Here is a 16,074-nt window from a genome sequence, read left to right as displayed (position 1 = left end):
CTCATGAAATACGGTATTCTGATGTGACAAAACCTGAATCCTGGTCGTTAAAGTGTTTGTTTGCACTCATATTTTAACTGTTAGGACTCAGGTTTTTTTATTTAAAGCAAACTATGGGACAGCAGTGCCTGATCAGCAGCTTTTTCATAATTAAATTTAATATTAAGGATCAGGCTGACTCATGCTTCAATACTCGTTCAGCTAGAGCCTGTTTCACCACATGATATCCAGCGCTTAAGCCTAGACTTGCCATAATGAATGCAACAATAACATCTGGCCATAGACTGCCAGTGCCAAAGACTCCCACTGCTGCAAAAATGACGGCCACATTGCCGATCGCATCATTACGGCTGCACAACCAGACTGATTTCATATTGGCATCTCCATCCCGGAAAGCATATAAAATTATGGCTGTGACAACGTTTGCGATTAAGGCCAATACCCCGATGATCCCCATCGTAATGGCTTCAGGTGGAATACCTTGCATAAAGGCATAAATCACTTTACCAATGACGACCAGACCAAATACTGCCATGGTCAATCCTTTAATCAGAGCAACTGTTGCACGCCAATACAGACTTGCACCAATCACCGCCAGAGAAATACCATAATTCACAGCATCTCCAAAGAAATCTAGCGCATCTGCCCATAAGGCCGATGAATGTGCATAAGCACCGCCGATCAGCTCCACACCAAATAAGGTCAGGTTAATCAATAATGCAATCCATAAAGCTGTTCTAAATTTGCTATTAGGTTTGGGCGGCGCGGGTTCATGACTACAACTACAGGCCATATTATTCTCCGATGATTTTTTATCCTGAATGCGATAAAGTCATTAGAAACTATGGAGTCACTCCAAGGTCAAGCCTGAGGTATTTATGTCACATTATTTGATTTCTGATATAGCCAAGAAAACTGATTTAAGCACTGATACCATTCGATTTTATGAGAAAAGAGGTTTAATTCAGCCGAATTTTCGAGCAAGTAACCAGTATCGTTATTATGGCGAAGAGGCCTTAAAACGCTTGATTTTTATCAAACGCTGTCGTGCTTTAGGTCTGTCTCTAAAAGAAATTGAATACCTGATTCAGCTGGAGCAGAATCCAGAACAGGATTGCTGTGAAGTTAACCAGATGATTGATCAGCACCTTATAGATATTTCAAATAAAATTAAAGAATTACAATTATTTAAACAGCAGTTAATGGCGCTTCGCGAAAGCTGTAATACCCCAACCACGATTGACCATTGCCAGATTTTGAAAACACTGGAATCTATTGAAAATAGCTGAAATATTTATGGATATTTTAAATCGTTCATTGTTTATCTTTTAACTTGAAATTGAGTTGAATTATGCCAATTCCGAGTTATTTACTAGGTTGAATCCTGATTTTAGATGACTAGAATAAAGACGTACTTTTTATATGTCTTTCGATTTCATCATGAGCATTTCTCACGTTACCGAACTTCTCTCACCTGCTGGCTCCCTAAAAAACATGCGTTATGCCTTTGCTTATGGTGCAGATGCAGTCTATGCCGGCCAGCCGCGTTATAGCTTGCGTGTTCGTAATAATGAATTTGACCATGACAATCTGGCGATTGGCATCAAAGAAGCGCATAAGCTTGGCAAAAAATTCTATGTGGTCGTTAATATTCAGCCGCATAACTCCAAACTGAAAAATTTTATCCGTGACCTTGAACCAGTCGTGGCAATGCAGCCAGATGCGCTGATCATGTCCGATCCTGGTCTGATCATGCTGGTGCGTGAGCATTTCCCGCACATGGACATTCACCTGTCTGTACAGGCCAATGCTGTGAACTGGGCAACTGTAAAGTTCTGGAAGAATATGGGACTTACTCGCGTAATTTTGTCACGTGAACTGTCCATCGAAGAAATCGAAGAAATCAAACAGCAAGTTCCAGATATGGAGATTGAAGTCTTTGTTCATGGCGCACTGTGCATGGCCTATTCTGGTCGTTGCATGCTATCTGGCTACATGAACAAACGCGATGCCAATCAGGGTGCCTGTACCAATGCTTGCCGCTGGGAATACAAGGTACTTGAAGCTAAAGAAGATGAAACGGGCGATGTGATCCCGGTTAAAAATATTGATTCCGGCTGTTGTTCAAAAGATGCTGATGAGTCACATATGCAAGTACAACATCAGTTTGATGAACCCGTGTTATTGCAACGTAATGACGAAGATATGTTTGCTGCTGAAGAAGATGAGCACGGCACTTATTTTATGAATTCCAAAGACCTGCGTGCTGTACAGCATGTGGAACGCCTGACCAAGATTGGCGTACACTCCCTGAAAATTGAAGGTCGGACCAAATCTTATTTCTATTGTGCGCGTACTGCGCAGATTTACCGTAAAGCCATTGATGATGCGCTTGCTGGTAAGCCATTCGACCCTTCATTGATGACTCAATTAGAAGGTCTGGCGAATCGTGGTTATACCGAAGGCTTCCTACGCCGTCATGTACATAGTGAATATCAAAACTATGAAAATGGTTCATCGAGTTTCGATCATCAGCAGTTCTGTGGGGAAGTATTAGAGCGTAATGGTGACTATATCAAGATTGATGTGAAAAACCGTTTTGTCGTTGGTGACTCACTAGAGCTGATGACCACTAAAGGCAACATCACTTTTACCTTAACTGAGATCAAAGACCATCAAGGCAATCTGATTGAAGATGCTAAAGGTTCAGGTCATATCGTTGAAATTCCAATACCAGCAGATGTCGATATGCAGTATGCCCTGCTGATCCGTAATCTGCCATCATCATCTGTAGACATTTCAGCCTCTTCATTGGCTTATCAGGCGAGTTAAAAAATGGCGCTCTTGATTACCGATAAATGTATCAACTGTGATATGTGCTTACCGGAATGCCCAAATGAAGCAATTTATGAGGGCGAGAAGTTTTATGAAATTGATGTCAATCGTTGTACCGAGTGTGTGGGTTTCTATGATCATCAAACCTGCATTGCCGTCTGTCCGATTGAATGCATTGTGCCGCATCCCGAGCATCGGGAAACGCAAGAACAGTTAATGGAGAAATTTAAAGGTTTGAATCTGTTCAAAGCTTGAATGATGCATGAAGTCTGATGACTTCATCTAAGAACGACCTTGGGGAAAGATAAAAATAAGGGTTGAAAACAAAAACTGTCCAGAGGAAAGGAACAGCTAAAAGCGATTGGGGACGCTTTTGGCTGATCTAACAATAACTAAAAAAAGGAACCCGGGTGTTAGCATCCTGAGTTCCTATAAAGCGAAAATAATAATAGGTGTTTGAGATGAAGCACCTGGGATGTGGGGATTCCAGGTGCTCTTTTTTTACTGACCAGAACGGATGATGTAGTCGAAGGCAGATAATGATGCTTTGGCACCTTCACCAGTCGCGATGATGATCTGTTTGTAAGGAACAGTGGTACAGTCACCTGCAGCAAACACACCTTTCACATTGGTTTCATTGCGCTCGTTAATCACAATCTCACCACGGTTAGTTAGCTCAACATCGGTTCCTTTCAGGAAGTCAGTGTTCGGCAACAAGCCGATCTGAACGAAGATCCCAGCCAACTCAACAGTATGCTCTTCATCAGTGGCACGGTCTTTGTATTTCAACGCTGTGACTTGTGAACCGTCACCGATCACTTCGGTAGAAAGTGCATTTTTGATTACAGTGGTGTTTGGCAAGCTGTTCAGTTTGTCCTGCAATACCTGATCCGCACGAAGTTTAGTATCGAACTCAACCAGCGTTACATGCTCAACAATACCCGCAAGGTCGATCGCAGCTTCTACACCCGAGTTACCGCCACCAATCACCGCTACACGTTTACCTTTGAACAGTGGACCATCACAGTGTGGACAGTACGCTACACCACGAGTTTTGTATTCTGCTTCACCTGGAACGTTCATCTCTCTCCAGCGTGCACCGGTAGACAGAATGACTGTTTTAGATTCAAGTTTCGCACCATTTTCTAAAGTCACTTCTACCAGACCATTGGCTGTACTATCTGCACCTTTGATGTCAGAAACACGTTGCAGGTTCATGATATCAACACCGTATTCACGAACGTGTGCTTCCATCTCCGCAGCAAATTTCGGACCTTGAGTTTTTTGCACTGACGTATAGTTTTCGATGTCCATGGTATCCATCACCTGACCGCCCATGCGTTCAGCCACGATCCCAGTTTTGATGCCTTTACGTGCTGCATAGATCGCTGCAGTATTCCCTGCAGGTCCACCACCGATCACTAGGACATCAAATGCGTCTTTGGCATTGAGTTTTTCAGCAGCTTTGGCTGCGGCATTGGTATCCAGTTTGGCAATGATTTCTTCCAGCGTCATACGACCCTGACCGATATGTTCATTGTCTTGGAAGACCATCGGTACGGCCATGATTTTACGTTCTTCTACTTCTTCCTGGAAGAAAGCACCATCAATCATGGTTGCTGTTGTACCCGGGTTATAGATGGCAATCAGGTTCAATGCCTGCACCACATCAGGACAGTTATGGCAGCTTAAAGAGACAAATACATCAAAGTCAGATTTAATGCCTAAACCTTTAATCGATTCCAGAACTTCGGCAGAGACTTTTGGTGCATAGCCTGAAGTTTGCAGCAATGCCAGAATCAGGGAAGTAAACTCATGGCCCATCGGCAAGCCTGCGAAGAACACACGAGGCTGTTCACCGGCTTTTGCCACACCAAAGCTTGGTGCACGTTTGTTGGTACCGTCAAAACGGGCAGTCACTAAATCAGAAAGTTGCGCGATTTCCTCAACCAGTTCTTTGATTTTGGCTGATTTGTCAGAGCCATCCAGAGTTGCCACTAATTCAATCGGGCCCTCCAAACGTTCAAGTAGTGTTTTTAATTGAGCTGAAGTATTTTGATCTAACATTGCTAACGTCTCCAAGGGAGTAAATATTTATTCGATGAAGCTATATTAAGTGAATAACAAAAATAGGTAAAACAGTTTGTGTTTATCTTAATGATCGTTTTTATAGATCAAAAACCATCTCCTCATTTTATTTTTTATTATCGCTAGAATTTATGCCTTTTATCCCAAAGAAACCGAATATAGATTGGAAAATAAAAATGCTCCTTTTAAAGGAACATTTTTAAGTTTAGAAGATTCGCTGTTCAATACGTAACGAACGCCCCTTAATTGAATTAGCTAGTACAAATATGATTAAGCTAAGCAAGGCAAATAAGATGGCAATGCCAATAATGATGACATTGGTAATCTTGCTGACTTGTTCGGCTTGCTGGGCTTGACGATCTACACTTTGTGCCACAGGCGTTAGACTTTTGCCATAGACCTGTTGCTGCATGGTCCAGATCTGTTCCGGTTTAAATCCGTATTGTTCAAACTTGTTATCCTGCCGCTCTGCTTCAACTACTTGTGCGACATAAGGTCTGGCTGCGGATAGATCCACAGGCTTATGCAAGAGTGCAGTTTGGGCAAGTAAATAAGATTTCACCGGTGAAGCAATATCGGAATCAACCAGATAACGAGCCACTTCACTATCATTGATATTACTATCGTAATAGACCACTTGCTGATAAGCGTCTTCACGGTCATTTCTCAGGTCATATTGCCAATAAGTCAGTCCTGACCAGATCACGATAAAGGAAATCAGCCAGCCTACAAACTTCAATATGAAAGACTGAAAGCGCACATAGAAGAAGCGAAACTTCTTCAGCAATCCAACCAGAAAAAATGCACCAATAAAAGAGGCAAAGATTTTCAGAATCAGCCAGCCAAACCAGCTTAATAGAGCAAAGAAATAATCCGGACTATCCCCAATACTGGCCAGATTAGCATCGACACTGACTGGTAAATGCAGCTGTTGAAGCTGAGTACTCAGGCCAAAAAAGCCATAAACCATTTCCTGCTGAAAGAATAGACCTATCACGGATGCAATACAGACCGTAGAGGTGGTCAGTCCCAAAAGCATCAAATTACGTTGACGCTTTTTGAGTGCGACGACCCCTTGCTTGATTTCCTGAGGATTTACAGCATATTCATCTAAGGGCGGCAATCTCTACTCCTTTTTTTAGATCTTGGCCCTACTGCATTTAGTTGGGTTTAGATCCACTGGTACTTGATTCAATCACCAAATGATTCAGATTATCTTGTAAGGCTCTTAAACGTACCGTTGCTTCAGTACGTTTCTGTACACCTTCTTTCTGGATCTGAATCACATCATTAACAGTTTTAATGAGGGTATTTTGCACATGTTCAAGCGTTTCAATATCAATAACAGAACGCTGGTTGGCTTTTGCCGTATCGACCGAGTTTTGATGCAATAAATCTGCATTACGGCGTAAAAGCTCATTGGTCGCATCATCAATGGTATTGGCCAGCTGTACGCTGTTCTTCTGTTCATTCAGTGAAATGGCCAGACTGATCTGGTTTTTCCATGCTGGCAATGTGATATTTTTAATGGCATAGAATTTATCCACCAGCATCAGGTTATTGGACTGAATAATCCGGATCATAGGCAAAGTCTGCATCGCAGATTGCTGCAATACCTGTAAATCACTGATGCGTTTTTCCAGATTATTGGCTAGATGATTTAGGTCATAGATTTTTTGCGTGGTGCTCTGATCTTGTGGCAAAGCTGTAAGCGCAGCAATTTCCTGCTGCAATTCCTGTTCACGTAAACGTCCAGCTGCAATATGAATACCCAGCTGCTTGTATTCTTCCTGCACCCCATCGAACATTTTATCCAGGGTATCAACGCGGGCTTTTAATCCAGATTGTGAAGTTTCAATTTCCTTGACCAGTACATCAATCTGTTCTTTAGTGGTATTGAAATGCGAGTCAAAATTATCTTTCACGCCCTTAAATTTACTGATGATATTGCCCAGAAATCCTGAACTTTTTTTCTTGTTCAAGATACTGCTGGTATTCAGTTGCTGTGCCACCTGCACCACCTGATTCAGCTTTTGACCGGTTGCATCCAGATCTTTATTTTGTACCAGATTCAGCAATTCATCGGTATAGCTTGAAGTTTTGGTGGCTATATTTTTGCCATATTCGGCCACACTATTATGACTCATATTCTGCAGTTCTTTACGTGCTGCCAAGACCCCCTGAAAATCGGCAGGCTGCAAGCCCAGCTCTTTGAGATCCATTTGCTGAAACTTCTGTTCAGTCAGTTCAGTTGAGCTTTCGACAGGTAAATTTACTACATCAGATTTGGTCATGTTTCACCTTATATTGTTATGTATTCGAGGGTTTCTCGAGTGACTTTTTTAACGTTTTAATCAGATTGTCCCGGCTATTATCAAGTTTTTCCAGATCACTTGTCGAGTGTTTCGTCTGGCTTTGTTTGACATGATATTGCCAGGCCGGAATCAGCACCTGTTGCGCTTCTTTAAACCGATCCAGTAGGCTATAAGACAGTTGCTGGGACAATTGCATCTGGGTAATGGCAATGTCATTACTGCTTTGCAAGGTTCTTAAGGTATGCACCTTTTTTGACAGCCGCTCAGAAAAATTATCCAGTGGATGCTGATTCCTTACAAACTGCGGATATTCAGATAAAAATTCTTCTGCTGCCACAATATGCTTGGCCATTTGCTCACGTAAACCGATCAGCTGCTGGAATCGCGATTGGGATTTCTGGATTTCAATTTGCAACTTACGGCTAAGGTGATCTGCCTGATCCAGTAAATAGTCCAGTTTTTTATAGTATTCAACCTGACTTGAGCCATAGTCCAGATCAATACCCAGCCATTTCTGTAAGGCATTAAATTTACGTTTTTTCAGATATTTTTTTGATTGAGCCAACATCTGAATCAGCTGTTCAATCGTCTGGCTCAGTTGTTGGGTCAGATGCGGATCTACCCCATTTAATAGTACGGACTGTGCCTGAATAAGTGGGTCAGCATAATGATTCAGCTTGTATTGATCGTGGAGTAAAGGCACAAGTTCGTTGCGCTTGATACTTAGAATCTCGCTCTGCTCTACTGCAATGTCTTGGATTGGAATCAAAACATCTATCTGTGACATGACCCTTTAAACTCAATGAATTCGATTTTTATAGTACGTCTTTTCATTCAACATAACATGTAGCATTTTGCAAAGGAATGCTTCAAGCCATAGAATTTTCTTTATATACGTTGAAGATATTGTTGGAATTAAGTTTGGCCTACAGTCATTTCTTGTATGAATCATTTTGCTTCTAGCCTGCTGTTGCTCTCTATAACCTTTCCCATCAGCCTCAAATAGGCTAATAATCAACCAAATAAGGATAAGCACAATAAATGCCAAGTTAATTTATGGTCTTAATTAAGCTTTTTTTAAACTTAAGAATACTTATAAGGCATTATAAAACATAAATAATTCTCGAATTTTAAGCATGAATTATTTATGATCAAGATCAACAATAAAGTAGGTAACCTGAGAATAAAATGGAACGTTTTTTTCATAATACGATGTATGCCGCACGCTGGATCTTGGCACCTGTCTATTTTGGTTTATCATTCGCTTTATTATTACTGGCCTTAAAATTCTTTCAGGAAGTCATTCATGTCCTGCCGCATATCTTTGAATATACTGAAGCTGACCTGATCTTGGTAATTCTCTCCCTGGTTGATATGACCATGGTTGGTGGACTTATTGTGATGGTGATGTTTTCAGGTTATGAAAATTTTGTTTCACAACTCAAAATTGATGAAAATAAAACCCGCCTGAACTGGCTCGGCACTATGGATGCCAATTCGCTTAAACTCAAAGTTGCGGCTTCCATCGTAGCTATTTCTTCGATTCATTTACTGCGTATTTTTATGGATGCCCGCAACGTCGAGAATGACAAAATCATGTGGTACATCATCATGCATCTGACTTTTGTGATTTCTGCATTTATTATGGGTTATCTGGATAAACTCACAAAGCATTAAAACATGGATATTAAAAAGCCCCGATTATAGGGGCCTTTTTATATTGGCGAATTAACTAAAAAATTATAGATAGTCACCTTCTCGTTCCGGCTGATACAGCACTTTTTCAATCGTGACTTTCATCAACTGACCATCAGGTTGTGGCCATTCAATGGTCTGTCCTTCTGCCAAGCCCAAGATTGCAGTTCCAATCGGTGCTACGACATTCACTTGCCCTTTTTCACCTTTAAACTCATGCGGGTAGACTAAGGTGATTTCTACAGGCTCCGTTGAGGGTGCAATCGTCAGCAATGCACGCGCATGCATGGTCACCACATTGCTTGGCATGTCCTCTGGCTTGACCACTTCAGCACGAGCCAGTTCATCTTCCAGTTGAAGCATGGTCTCACTGAGCTTGTCTTGATTTTCAAGCATGGTTTCGAGACGCTCCACATCCTGTTCAGATAAAATAATTTTTGGTTTAGCCATTCTTACTACCTTGTTTAATGAATGATTGAATAGTCTTTAAAAAGCGAATGAATCTAGGTTCTAAGTGGTTAATCAGATTAAATTAAGTTCAAATATAAAAAATCTATTTTTAGCTGCTAAAAAAATTGTGTCTTAACTCAACTTATAAAGCTGTTTTTCAAAGAATGTAACCAGTTTTAGAAAAACTCAATACTCTTTTCGAAATCAGATTTATAGGATCTGTATTTCTCAACTTTGTTTTATAAAAGGATAAGTATTTTCTATATAGGATTGATTAAGCTTTGATCTTATCTTCCCTTTTAACTCATCGTAAAAGCTAGCAGCAGAAGATGAGTCAGAAAAAATATCACCCAATAAAAAAGCCCCCTTGAGGGGGCTTTTCTCAAGTTAGGCTTATTTTGCGTAAACAGGGAATTTAGCACAAACAGCAGCAACTTTTTCTTTAACAGCAGCGATCACAGCTTCATCGCCTTTAGCATCAAGGATATCAGCGATCCAACCAGCAAGTTCACGAACTTCTGATTCACCAAAACCACGAGTCGTTACAGCAGGTGTACCGATACGGATACCTGAAGTCACGAATGGAGAACGTGGGTCGTTTGGTACAGAGTTTTTGTTCACAGTGATGTGAGCAGCACCTAACCAAGCGTCAGCATCTTTACCAGTGATGTCTTGTTTGATCAGAGACAACAAGAACAGGTGGTTTTTAGTGCCGCCAGATACAACGTCGTAACCGCGTTCGATTAGAACTTCAGCCATTGCTTGAGCATTCTTAACCACTTGTTGTTGGTATGCTTTGTATTCAGGTGCCATTGCTTCTTTGAAGCAGATTGCTTTAGCAGCAACCGCGTGAACCAGAGGACCACCTTGGTTACCCGGGAATACAGCTGATTGAAGTTTTTTCTCGATTTCTTCGTTTGCTTTTGCAAGGATCAGGCCTGAACGTGGACCACGAAGAGTTTTGTGAGTAGTCGTTGTTGTTACGTCAGCAATTTGAACTGGGCTTGGGTAAACGCCAGCAGCAACCAGACCAGCAACGTGAGCCATATCTACAAACAGGTAAGCGCCAACTTTATCCGCGATGTCACGGAAACGTTGCCAATCTACGATTTGGCTGTATGCAGAGAAACCAGCTACGATCATACGTGGTTTGTGTTCTACAGCTAGACGTTCAACTTCTTCATAATCGATCTCACCAGTTTCTGGATTCAGACCGTATTGAATTGCATTATAAGTTTTACCTGAGAAGCTTACTTTCGCACCGTGAGTCAAGTGACCACCGTGAGCCAAGCTCATACCCAATACTGTGTCGCCTGGGTTAAGCAGCGCTAAATAAACTGCAGAGTTTGCTTGAGAACCAGCATGTGGCTGAACGTTAGCATAATCAGCACCAAATAATTCTTTAGCACGGTCAATTGCCAATTGTTCAATGACATCTACATATTCACAACCGCCATAGTAGCGTTTGCCTGGGTAGCCTTCTGCATATTTGTTAGTGAGTTTTGATCCTTGAGCTTCCATTACTGCTGGTGAACAATAGTTTTCAGAAGCGATCAACTCGATGTGCGCTTCTTGGCGAGCATCTTCGTTAGAGATTGCTTGAGCGATTTCTGGATCAAATTCAGCAATAGAGATATTGGCAAACATTAGCGAGGTCCTATTAAATTAGGGCTTTTAAGCCGTGCTAAGATTGGCGCATATTGTAACATGAACTTTGCCAATTTCGACCATGAACTTTATTCAGTTTGCAATAAAAATAGCTCATGCTTAAAAAACATGAGCTATAGAGATAAAAATAAGTTATTGAATTGGCATTAGAGATTTTACATCCGAAATAATATTAGCAATATTCAGTGCATAGACGCTCCCATGATCCCATGAACCGTCCGTAATATAGCGTACCGAGGTTTGTTTCTGATTCGCCAAGCTAACCAAAACATCTGTTGCAGCCTTTGGAACAGTAGGATCCGCCTCTCCCTGATAAATAATCACAGGTGTAGACACTTTAACCTGTAAAGGCTGAGAGTCTTTATCCAGGAAATTCTTCACGACTGGAATAGTCATGAAATTAGCTTGAGTACGCGGATATCCTTCCAGATTTCCATTGGTTTGAGCATAAGCTCCCATTGCCGTACCGAATTTGTTGCCTAATACATCATAACAATCTGTTTCGGCATTCTTGGCAATCTCGTCTGTTGGTGTTTTAAAGACCTGAATATATTGCAGATTTGGATTCGGATTACGCAATCCCGCGACGATCAGCGCGGTAAAAGTATCTAAAGAGGCTAGAGTTTGAATCTTTTTATTCAGATCTGGTTCTTGTCCAGCTTGAGCCTCTCCACCTGCCAGAATCAGACTGAAATTAGAAGCAGGAGCTAAAGCTACCGTACCTTTATAAGTCATTTGAGAAGCACGTGCTGCATATTGGGCAGCGCCTAAAGCCGCTTGACCACCTTGAGAATGACCGACAGCCATCCATTGATTAGAGGCTTCCGAACCTAAATAGTCTTTTGCTGCGACGACAGCATCGGTAATGGAATAGGCTTCACTCTTAAGATTAAGGAAAGGATGAAGTTCTTTTCCACCCGGCTCCCCCAGACCTTCATAATCAGGTGCAACGACCACATATCCAGCTTGAAGGAATCCGGCAATCATATTTTTGATATAAGGATTTATTTCATTGCGACTTGGTGCACACTGATCGGCCACACCCGTCGTACCATGTGCCCATGCCACTATCGGCCAACCTTTTGCAGGAGGCGTTCCTTTTGGAGTGAAAAGCAGTGCCGTCGCTTGGGTTTCCTTATTATTAATACCTAACATCTTATAGGTCATGACCACGCTCTCATCGGCAACAGCAGTCAGATCTGTTTTGGTATAGGCTACAGGTGTGGTTACGACTGGATTGTCAATATTATTTACGGGAATAGCGGGTTTGGATTCATAATAACGATCATCATCGCTATCATTACAGGCAGTTAAAGCTACGCTTAGCGCGAGTAGAGAACCAGTCAATACATGACGTTTCATCGATCTTATCCTTGTCTTAATTATTATCTCTCATAATTTTTATAGTTTTATCTTTATCAGTTGATAAAACTAGACAATAATTTCCCAAGTTATTTCATTAAATACAAGAGATTATTTTGTTATTTTTCTAATAAATAGCGATTTAATTTATGACCATTCCAACACGATAAATTTAAGTTTTGGAAATATTTACAGAAACTTTGAAAACTTTTATTTATAAGTGTAGATTACAAATATTCTATATCAGTCAAAAAGTCTGCAATTAAAGTTGAAATCCGGCATTTCAATTGTCAGGATCGAAACAATAATGTTAGATTTTGATATTCACTTTTTTTCAGGCATATTATCGTCATGCAGGCTATCATTCTCGATACTGAAACCCATACCTTGAATGGTCAACCCATTGAAATTGCCTATGCGCCTGTAGAGATCATAGACCATAAAATTAGTCTGGATAAAAGTCGCTTGTTTGATCAACTTTATTCATGCGACGAACCAATTTCCTTTGCCGCAATGGCCGTTCATCATATTCTGCAGTCTGATTTGGAAGGACAACCGCACTACAGCAGGTTTGAACTCCCGCAAGAAACCACTTATATCATTGGCCATAATATTGATTATGATATTCGTGCCCTAGAAAAATGTGGCGTCGATTCATCGAATATCAAAGCAATTTGTACACTTGCCCTCGCCCGCCGAGTTTGGCCAGAGGCAGAAGCACATAATATCTCTGCACTGATTTATATGATTACCAAAGGCAGTGAACGCGCCCGGGAAATGATCCGTAAAGCCCATCGCGCCGATATGGATATCATTTTGACAGCAAATATCCTGATGCATATTGTGCATCACCTGAAAATCAGCAGTATTGAAGAACTCTATGAGGCATCTGAAGATGCGCGTATTCCACGAACCATCAATTTTGGTAAGCACCGTGGTACTGCGATTTCCGATCTTCCTGCTGACTATGTTCAGTGGTTACTTCGTCAGGATGACTTAGATCCTTATCTACGCAAAGCATTGGGAAATACCGCGATCCTTACGCTGTAAATTAAATTTTTTCGTCCCTCTCTAAATATTGAGAGGGATTTTTAACTAATCATGTTTTGTTTTATTCAGCAAGTGAAATAAAGTATTTTATAGATGACTATCTTAGTCTTTAAAGCTCTTAACTAATCGATATTCAGAATAAAAACAGATACAAATCAATATTAATTTATTGATTTTTAATAATTTAATATTTAATCACTTCTTGCATCTAGCTGTTCTTATACTTTAGCGTGATAGAACACCCCCTCTAAACAGGTGCATATAGGAAATAATATAAATTAATCCTCTTTCTTCCCATGCAATATTATCTCGAATTCGATGCCTTTGATAATCCCATGCAACTCAGTAAAGTGGGCAATTGGGTAATCACTTTTTTGAGTCCAGCTGAAGAATTGGACACTATACAACTTGCGATTACTTATGTACTGCCACGTCAGATCAGTGACACATTACAGCCACGACGGGTATTAATTCAAAAGAGTTCAATCGAACATCATTGGCTAATTCAAACAATTGAATGTTTTGACAGCGCGACCAATCAGGAAGTACATATTAGGCCGGTAGATGAACTCGGACAGCAAACACTTCATCAGATTCTGGACGAGTTTGACCGTTATGATGTAAATGTCACATTAAAAGTTTTCTGAAATAATGCTTTTCTCAGAGCGTATTTTTGAAGAAGTTCATTTAGATCATCTATGTAGATAGCTTGATGCTATATAACATAAAAAATTAAGAAACTGAGAAATGATAGGAATTTATCCAATCTCTTTGAATTAAATTTATCAGTTTTTATTCTGCATCAAACTATTTATAAAGAAGCTGAACTAAGATATCAAAATCAAGCTCATCATTGGATGAGCTATATCTTTTTTTAAGGGTCGCAAAGCAGCATAATGAATCCCGGATCCTTATTTAGGTTCTAAAACACGATAGATACAGTCGGTCTGCTCACTGGCAAATAACAGTTCAATCGTTGGCCGGATAATTTCATCATCCACGACAATATATTCGACTTGCTGTTCCAAACGCTGGGACGGATCACTATGCTGAGCACCAGCACGTAGTAATGCTTTTACATTCAGGATTTTGCCATACTGGTTTTTGACTTGCACTTCAATTAAATCTTCTGTCATCGTCCTACCTCCCTTTATTGGCATTATTAAATTTGCTTGTCTGAATTCTTATAACATAGTTATTTGAAAGGCTTTCAAACGAATATGTAAGATTTTTTAGCGAGCACCTTTTATTGACTATATATAGTCGATAATGAAGAATGTGCCATACAAATAAAAGAGTCAAAATTATTAATAAATCTCGCTTAAAATTTTGCATTAAAAAGCCCGCATCGCTGCGGGCTCTGTGTTGGATGGCTAGTGCTAGATTTATTGCCTGAACCTAAGTTCGAGCTCAACTAACTGTCATTGATCCGTCCAACTTATTGGTAGCGTCGTTTCGTTTTATGACCTACCATGAGTTCAATATAGCAGGATTTTTTTTACCTACAATACGCTTTTACACTTCTAAAAGAAGACTTATACAATATTTAAATTGTGCTTTTTCAAAAGCAGATTAAAATATTTTGGCTGGCTCAATAGAGCACTACAAACAATTCTATTCCTTTCTATCTCTACATCCTATCTATTTAAATTTCAATAAAAAATATTCTTTATTTATGTGAAAAATGAATAATTTCATCTAAATACAATTTCAAGTCTTAAGTAAAAGAGTTCGCTATTAAGGCGATTGATTAGCCACTAAAAGTAATAGCGAAAACCAAATTGATAAGTAACCCCATTTAAGTCCAGATCATCACTCTTACCAGAGACACATGCGCCATTCATACAAATCTTGGCGTCACGGTTAAACATCCATTGATAACCAAAAGATCCAAATAAATCTGCTTCAGGAGCAACTTTATAACCGACTTCCAATGCAACGGGAATTGTAAAATAATCCAATTCAAGATCGATTCGACCAAGATCTGCATCCGTTTCACTTTCATCTACCCAGCTCATTCCCAAGCCTATAGAAACTGCTGAATAAAGCTGATCATTTTCCAGAAATTTATTTTTTATCCCCACTGCAACTTGATTGTAATCAATATCTGAACTTTGAAATTTATATTCGGCCCATAAGCTGGCCGTTGGATGGGATTGATATTCACCATTAATAAACAGCCCATCGAATGATTCGGTACCCAAAAAACTGTCTGACCCTATTTTTGAACCGGCATAGCCAAAAGCCAAAGAGTACTGACTTATTAGGTTTTCTTGAGCATGATAAGGTGTAGTTGTAATTACTGCTTTATCTATTGGAACAGGATTACCATATTGAATAGCTAATGGTGTATTCGCTCCAGCAACTGAAGAAGCCCCAATCATTACCCCAATGAATAATAATTTTTTCATATCTATATCTCATTTTTATTGTGAACATAAGATACTAATTTTTTGATAGAAAAACTACTCAGCACATCTATTTATAACCCGAATCGCGGATAAAAAATTGACTTGAAAAATAAGAGGACTAGAGCCATCAGTTGAGTTACCACACAAAACTTAAAACTCTAGTCCCGATGTTTAATAGTACCGAATTATTTTGCGTAATT

The 16,074-nt window shown here is 40.1% G+C and carries 17 protein-coding genes; 6 read left to right on the top strand and 11 right to left on the bottom strand.

Going from position 1 to position 16,074, the window contains the following annotated elements; genetic code table 11:
• Nucleotides 1-169: 169 nt before the first annotated feature.
• A complete protein-coding gene (locus FTU46_RS15630; RefSeq protein ID WP_180105303.1) occupies nt 170-793 on the bottom strand; it encodes a cation transporter in 624 nt (207 codons plus the stop codon).
• An 85-nt stretch (nt 794-878) separates the two neighbouring features.
• On the opposite strand from FTU46_RS15630, the gene FTU46_RS15625 reads away from it, so the two are divergent.
• The 3 genes from FTU46_RS15625 to FTU46_RS15615 all read left to right on the top strand — a co-directional run bounded on the left by FTU46_RS15625 (nt 879) and on the right by FTU46_RS15615 (nt 3,090).
• Nucleotides 879-1,289 carry a Cd(II)/Pb(II)-responsive transcriptional regulator gene (locus tag FTU46_RS15625; protein ID WP_180105302.1) on the top strand — a complete coding sequence of 137 codons (411 nt, stop codon included), beginning with the start codon at nt 879-881 and terminating at the stop codon, nt 1,287-1,289.
• A gap of 151 nt (nt 1,290-1,440) precedes the next feature.
• A complete protein-coding gene (gene yegQ / locus FTU46_RS15620; RefSeq protein WP_373686591.1) occupies nt 1,441-2,832 on the top strand; it encodes a tRNA 5-hydroxyuridine modification protein YegQ in 1,392 nt (463 codons plus the stop codon).
• 3 nt (nt 2,833-2,835) lie between these two features.
• Nucleotides 2,836-3,090 (top strand): YfhL family 4Fe-4S dicluster ferredoxin, encoded by a 255-nt coding sequence (locus FTU46_RS15615; protein ID WP_159123203.1) that lies wholly within the window; start codon nt 2,836-2,838, stop codon nt 3,088-3,090.
• Nucleotides 3,091-3,336: 246 nt separating this feature from the next.
• Here FTU46_RS15615 and ahpF read toward each other — a convergent pair whose 3' ends face one another.
• The 4 genes from ahpF to FTU46_RS15595 all read right to left on the bottom strand — a co-directional run bounded on the left by ahpF (nt 3,337) and on the right by FTU46_RS15595 (nt 8,025).
• Nucleotides 3,337-4,902, bottom strand: coding sequence for an alkyl hydroperoxide reductase subunit F (gene ahpF, locus FTU46_RS15610; protein ID WP_180105300.1), 1,566 nt, complete (start codon nt 4,900-4,902; stop codon nt 3,337-3,339).
• Nucleotides 4,903-5,128: 226 nt separating this feature from the next.
• Nucleotides 5,129-6,046: a hypothetical protein gene (locus tag FTU46_RS15605; protein WP_166135984.1), complete on the bottom strand. Its 918-nt coding sequence runs from the start codon at nt 6,044-6,046 to the stop codon at nt 5,129-5,131.
• A gap of 37 nt (nt 6,047-6,083) precedes the next feature.
• Nucleotides 6,084-7,217, bottom strand: coding sequence for a toxic anion resistance protein (locus tag FTU46_RS15600; protein ID WP_179993421.1), 1,134 nt, complete (start codon nt 7,215-7,217; stop codon nt 6,084-6,086).
• Between the two features lie 16 nt (nt 7,218-7,233).
• Nucleotides 7,234-8,025: a tellurium resistance protein gene (locus FTU46_RS15595; RefSeq protein ID WP_180068976.1), complete on the bottom strand. Its 792-nt coding sequence runs from the start codon at nt 8,023-8,025 to the stop codon at nt 7,234-7,236.
• Between the two features lie 401 nt (nt 8,026-8,426).
• On the opposite strand from FTU46_RS15595, the gene FTU46_RS15590 reads away from it, so the two are divergent.
• Entirely contained in the window at nt 8,427-8,915 is a 489-nt protein-coding gene (locus FTU46_RS15590; protein ID WP_005236522.1) for a TIGR00645 family protein, read from the top strand.
• A 63-nt stretch (nt 8,916-8,978) separates the two neighbouring features.
• Here FTU46_RS15590 and rnk read toward each other — a convergent pair whose 3' ends face one another.
• The 3 genes from rnk to FTU46_RS15575 all read right to left on the bottom strand — a co-directional run bounded on the left by rnk (nt 8,979) and on the right by FTU46_RS15575 (nt 12,413).
• A complete protein-coding gene (gene rnk / locus FTU46_RS15585; RefSeq protein ID WP_034171243.1) occupies nt 8,979-9,383 on the bottom strand; it encodes a nucleoside diphosphate kinase regulator in 405 nt (134 codons plus the stop codon).
• A 393-nt stretch (nt 9,384-9,776) separates the two neighbouring features.
• Nucleotides 9,777-11,030, bottom strand: a complete 1,254-nt coding sequence (gene glyA / locus FTU46_RS15580; RefSeq protein WP_004784306.1) for a serine hydroxymethyltransferase — start codon at nt 11,028-11,030, stop codon at nt 9,777-9,779.
• A gap of 153 nt (nt 11,031-11,183) precedes the next feature.
• Nucleotides 11,184-12,413, bottom strand: a complete 1,230-nt coding sequence (locus tag FTU46_RS15575) for an alpha/beta fold hydrolase (protein ID WP_180105299.1) — start codon at nt 12,411-12,413, stop codon at nt 11,184-11,186.
• 351 nt (nt 12,414-12,764) lie between these two features.
• Between FTU46_RS15575 and FTU46_RS15570 the strand changes: the two genes are divergently transcribed.
• Nucleotides 12,765-13,463: an exonuclease domain-containing protein gene (locus FTU46_RS15570; RefSeq protein ID WP_180105298.1), complete on the top strand. Its 699-nt coding sequence runs from the start codon at nt 12,765-12,767 to the stop codon at nt 13,461-13,463.
• 278 nt (nt 13,464-13,741) lie between these two features.
• On the opposite strand, the gene FTU46_RS16890 is transcribed toward FTU46_RS15570, so the two are convergent.
• Nucleotides 13,742-13,870, bottom strand: coding sequence for a hypothetical protein (locus FTU46_RS16890; protein WP_354667255.1), 129 nt, complete (start codon nt 13,868-13,870; stop codon nt 13,742-13,744).
• Here FTU46_RS16890 and FTU46_RS15565 point away from each other — a divergent pair.
• A complete protein-coding gene (locus FTU46_RS15565) occupies nt 13,814-14,110 on the top strand; it encodes a hypothetical protein (RefSeq protein ID WP_373686590.1) in 297 nt (98 codons plus the stop codon). The two genes, FTU46_RS16890 and FTU46_RS15565, sit on opposite strands and share 57 nt — an antisense overlap.
• Nucleotides 14,111-14,374: 264 nt before the next feature.
• On the opposite strand, the gene FTU46_RS15560 is transcribed toward FTU46_RS15565, so the two are convergent.
• Nucleotides 14,375-14,599, bottom strand: coding sequence for a hypothetical protein (locus FTU46_RS15560; RefSeq protein WP_180105296.1), 225 nt, complete (start codon nt 14,597-14,599; stop codon nt 14,375-14,377).
• Nucleotides 14,600-15,220: 621 nt separating this feature from the next.
• Nucleotides 15,221-15,874: a hypothetical protein gene (locus FTU46_RS15555; protein ID WP_180015293.1), complete on the bottom strand. Its 654-nt coding sequence runs from the start codon at nt 15,872-15,874 to the stop codon at nt 15,221-15,223.
• Nucleotides 15,875-16,074: the final 200 nt, after the last annotated feature.

Source organism: Acinetobacter sp. YH12108, assembly GCF_013419055.1.
Classification (GTDB): domain Bacteria; phylum Pseudomonadota; class Gammaproteobacteria; order Pseudomonadales; family Moraxellaceae; genus Acinetobacter.
The sequence above is the reverse complement of the archived record's forward strand: the minus strand, read 5'-3'. Positions and strand labels throughout refer to the sequence as shown.